We start from the raw sequence: 5,117 nt of genomic DNA on the forward strand, positions 1-5,117 counted from the left end.
TCGTTGACGGTGAGATTTCCCTCGAATTTGGCTGCGAAATTGTCCGTGGCGCCGTTTTCCCAGAACGAGGCCCTGGTCGTCGCGTAATCCAGTTCGGACACGGTGGCGGTGGCGGTGGCGGCCTGGGAGAAGTCGACATCGCTGAGGCGCTCGACGTCACCTTGTAGTTCAAAGAAGCTTGCCAGTAGTCCTGAAACCGGCTCTGGTGTCGGGTCAGGTGCATCATCGGTTGAAGTCTTGTGCCCCAGATTTGCACCGGTGATGATGCTGCGGGCGCCGCCGCTATCTGGCCCGGCCCATTCCAATTGGAGCGTTTGTTTGCCTTCGGCTTCGAAATAGCGCAGTTCGAGGTCGTGTGTGCCTGCTTGCAGTTCGACGGTTACATCCAGTGTTCTGGTTGCATGTAGGAGATCATTGTCGATGATCGGCTTACCGTTCAGATACAGCATGGAGCCATCGTCGGATGTCAGGAAGAAGGTGTAGGTACCGCCTTCGTTGACGGTGAGATTTCCCTCGAATTTGGCTGCGAAATTGTCCGTGGCGCCGTTTTCCCAGAACGAGGCCCTGGTCGTCGCGTAATCCAGTTCGGACACGGTGGCGGTGGCGGTGGCGGCCTGGGAGAAGTCGACATCGCTGAGGCGCTCGACCCCGCCGGACAAGGCGAAAAACTTCACCATAAGACCGCTAGAAAACGCTTCTAACTCCTCATTCAATGCTAACTTACTGGTGTTGCTCCAAGAGCCGGAATCGTAAAAAGAGTCTACGGTATTGCGAATTTCCACAATATTCTCCTAATCTTATTCGCCGAATGAAAGCGATATGCTAGGCCAAACCATTGATTGAGCAGAAAGTAATGCTTGTACAGGGCGAAACCTTTGAGTTGCATTTTCAGCTAAAAGGTGGCTCTAGGCATATAACTTGGAATCAGTTTAAGAGTGCCTAACAAGAAGACTATTTTAGCGATATAATTGAATATCGAGCGCCAACTGATTGGGTATTTTATGTTCCATGTAAAATTTCTCGATCCCTCACAGGGGGACATTAGTTAAAAAGTGATATTATGAATTTAGATAATTTCAGCAAAATACCAAAATATTTCATTCAGAAATTTGAAACTAAATTGGACCGAGCCATATTTTCATTCAGCTTTTATAAGATTGTGGCATTTGGTTTCTGCTCTCATGCAGCCCTAATTTACAGTTTCGATCTCGAGGCGGATTCATACGACGTTAGACTATGGTAAAGGCTGTAGTCTGTATCGGTCATAACCCTCTTTCCTTGTGGTGGTCGCCTACGACAGTATCGTGCTGTCAGCTTTGTACCATGATCGCTGTAAGTAACCGCGTGGCGTGCGCCGCGCACAGCGACTTATCTGAAACCTAGGCAAGGCATTCTCAGTTGAAGTCGCGAACGGTCGCAGTACAGGAAGCCGACGTTCCTAAGTGAAGGCCTCTGACAAGAAGTCTAGCCGCCAAAATTCATGGGGTCGCTCCGGCGCCAACATCGGCCTACGAGATCCACAACGAGTCTCTGTACTTGCAACTTCGCTCCGCGACAAAGCCCACTCGGCTTCTTCAGATTTGCTCGTTCGCTGCCGCAACACTACGCCGAAACGGTGATATCCAAACCAGCGATATGCCGCCGGAGCAGCCTTGTTCACAAGTCGAGTTTTGGCATTGCTTGGACAACCCCCAAAATATTGGACGCTCGACCGATCAACGCACAGAATAGAAGATGCTCGCCGTTAACTCAGATTGCGTTGAGCGCAAAGGCAAGCCATGGCTTTTTGCTTGGCCGCAGATGTCGCCACTCCGGGATTTGCAATCCTTTATCATCGCATTGCCTACCATCTGCACAGTCAGAAGCCTATTTAACTTCGTGTTCTCGTCCTCAAACGCCTTAACTTCCGCGCATTCGATAAATCGATACCGCCACACTTTATTTTGCACTTGTAGAATGTAGCTAAGCTGATCCCGTCTCGCAACATACATCCGCTATCGCTACGACTCTCTTATGCTGCTTCACGATCACTCATGCCGACAGAATTTGCATGGAGAAAAAATAATCTGCTTTTCGTTAGATCTTGACTTCCTAATTCTGCAGGTCGATTTTGTATGGAGGAAATTCATATCAAATTGGCGGGCAAATAGTATCAGGCTAAAATCGAAATAAGCTGTCTAAAAAATAGCAATCTATCTTCTGGAGAAAGATTCGATGGCTTCTAACAAATGAGTATTATTAATCTACCGCATCCATATGACTTTCTCTTTTGCGATCCAAAGTCGCTCTGGTTCCTCTGTTGCAATTGCATTATCACATCCAGAAAGCTCAATGGCCTCTTTTGCAGAATTGGCCAGTACCCACGCATAAGATGACGTTTGTCCCAGTTGTGGCGAAGGTATATCGATTTTCCATACTTGCAGCATGTAGCTAGCTAACATGATTCCTTTTAAGAAATCCTTACCGGCGATCTGCCTCGTCAAACCAGCCTAAAGTGCGCCGTTTGCGCTGACGTCAGACAAACATAAACCAGGTTGGAGATCTTGGGATTCTCATATCGGTCATATTGGTTCGCCAGCCGGATCAGAGCCAACCGGAGTGGTCTTTCCCCACTGACATGCTGCTACGCTACGCTCAGCAAAGCGAGGCAAGCAAATGCTAAGCTAGCGACCACGCCACGACAGGTCGATCCGAGTTGAAGAACTATTAGCAGCGATCCGTTCTAGCTTTCTGCGATCGGCTCGAGCATATGGTGCCCCACGACCCCGGCATGATCTTCTCAAATAGTAGTATCCCTAATGCTTGAATCGCGTTGAGCGATTGATGCGACAAGTAGCCTTCAAGGCCCGTCTTGAACGTCGACAACGACCGAAAGACCAAAGCACGAGTTCGGCCGTCGCTGCCAACGTGCTTGAACAAGAGTTCGATGCGGACGATCCGAACTAGAAATAGGTGGCCGACTTCACTTACGTCTGGATTGCGGAAAGATGGCTTTACATAACAGCCTTTATCGATCCTCTTTCGCGTCGTACTGAGGGTTGGTCAATGAGCAAACAAATCATACGCCAGATGGTTACGGACGCTCTAATCATGGTGATCTGGCGCTGGTGAAGACCGGACGAGTTGCTGCTACACTCCGACCAGTTTGGCCAATACACCAGCGAGCCGTCCCAACGACTGATGACCAACTATGGGATCAGATGTGCAAAGAGCTGGTAGCGCAACACTTGGCACAACGCTGCGATGGACAGCTTCTTTCCTTCTCTGAAAACGGTACGGATCAAACGCAACACCTATAGTATCAGAAAACAAGTGCGCGCCAAAATCTTTAACTAAGTCGAACGCTTCTACGACCCAAAGGGATGTCACTCGACCATCGGTTACCTAAGCGCTATGACGCTCGTGGAGCGAACCATGAAAGCTTAATTTGTAGTCTACGAAACTGGTAGCATATCATCTTGTAGCGGTTATGGTTGAGCTTCCTCGGAAATATGGGTGCTCCGGCTCTCGCCATAGCGCAACGGTGCTGAGAGATGCAGGATCCTTAAATGACATTAGCGGCAGTTTAAAACGTCGCCGTCAGCCGAGTCCCCAACGGACTGACTGATGACCAAGCATTTGATTTTTTTCAGTAGATTGATGAGTTTAGTGACTGCTCACTTTGGTCGTAAAGCAAAAAGCGTTTAGGAAAGGTTAATCTAGACTTAGCTAACGCCGAATTGACTATTGAGACTGATGTTTTCTCCCAAACAGAAATTGAACTGGTTCGTGTTAGTTTGTAACACGCAGGAGAAATGTATCACAGCTTTCGGTCTGCGCCTTAACCATAACTTAACTTTCTTGCTTCAGCCTGATCAAATGGGACGAAGCGAGCGAACTGCGTTCGGAATACTGTTGCTGGCAATGACCGTCGGAACCGTCATCGCCGGTACCGGATATTTATTTGGGGCATCAGTTGTTGCAGCTTTGATAAGCGTTTATGGTATATCATATATTGTTTTCGTGGTTTTGGCAGTCACGGAGATACTGAGGTGATCACCAGACTCCACCCGGCTCAAGCTAAACGCTTCCGGTTCTGGCTCCTTGAAGCGAGGCAGAGCGGTTGGCGTTGAAGAGCATCGAATCAAGACAGCGCCAAACGTCTGACTGGGATAATTGAGCGGGTTACTAGGTAAACCGCTTAATGACAATTTAGCCGCAGTTCCCTGGGCTTCTGAGCGATGACTGCGAGCCCATCTCACGTAAGAGAGCCCGATACCATCGTATGCACGCATATTGAAATGCCTGTCTACCGCCGCCAGTGCTTGCGCATTTAGTCGTCCAGCACCTCAACCTTAGACAACAAGCTGGACTTGGCCAGAGCGGCGCAACTACCGGCGGAAGGGCCCCAATTTGATCATAGGAGAGACGCGCGGATCGCGATAGCCATGTCGCGTTTACAAGCAAGCTAACCACTGCCCTCCTGAGCAGAGCGGGGTGCACCGCGAGAAGGATGGGACCCGCTGATGAGCGGGCAGCTATTGTCCCACGCTCCTTTCACAATGACCAGATGCAATTCGCAAGTAGCACCGAAGGGCTGACCCCAAAACCGGTCTGAAGCGAGGTCTTTCCGAAAATTTAAGAAATGTCGACCAACATTGGAGTCAAACTAGTTTAGTCGCCTTTTGGGGAAACGATGTACATGCAAAGTGACGCGCGAAAATGCATTCCACTGCTGTCAGATGAATTTGAGTTCCAAGACGAGAATGAAGAGCGGCCTACACCCGATTTCATATTTAGTACTGTGCGGCGAAAACCATCGCTTTGGGGCGTCGCACACACATTTCGGCAGAGTCACCTGACCGAGATATTGGCGCGGACGCCTTGAGTCAAAGTTGGAGTTTCCCTATCTTCTCGGACGGTAACGAGCTAGCGAATTCTAGCGTCTCGAGCGCGCTTTTTTCATAGTCGATGGGCGATAGATAGCCCAGCGCCGCCTGACGGCGGTCGGGTTATGTCCTTTCCCCGTAAAGCTGGGCCACGACATTGGTCGCGAGAGGGGGGAGTGGAATGGCGCGGAAGCGACATTCAGACGAAGATGTATTGAAGCTGATGCGTGAGATCGAGCTGAAGCTGTC

The 5,117-nt window shown here is 49.6% G+C and carries 2 protein-coding genes and 1 pseudogene; 1 reads left to right on the plus strand and 2 read right to left on the minus strand.

Annotated features, from left to right (window positions below; translation table 11 throughout):
• On the minus strand, positions 1-677 hold a 677-nt coding region (locus V8J82_RS23605; protein WP_339979589.1), incomplete at its 3' end, for a PA14 domain-containing protein.
• Between the two features lie 1,566 nt (positions 678-2,243).
• The gene (locus V8J82_RS23610; protein WP_339979591.1) at positions 2,244-2,483 is read right to left on the minus strand and encodes a hypothetical protein; all 240 of its coding nucleotides are present in this window, start codon (positions 2,481-2,483) and stop codon (positions 2,244-2,246) included.
• Positions 2,484-2,667: 184 nt separating this feature from the next.
• Here V8J82_RS23610 and V8J82_RS23615 point away from each other — a divergent pair.
• Positions 2,668-3,336, plus strand: a pseudogene (locus tag V8J82_RS23615) (IS3 family transposase); the annotation flags it as partial.
• Between the last annotated feature and the right edge of the window lie 1,781 nt (positions 3,337-5,117).

This window comes from Gymnodinialimonas mytili (genome assembly GCF_037544085.1).
Lineage (GTDB): Bacteria > Pseudomonadota > Alphaproteobacteria > Rhodobacterales > Rhodobacteraceae > Gymnodinialimonas > Gymnodinialimonas mytili.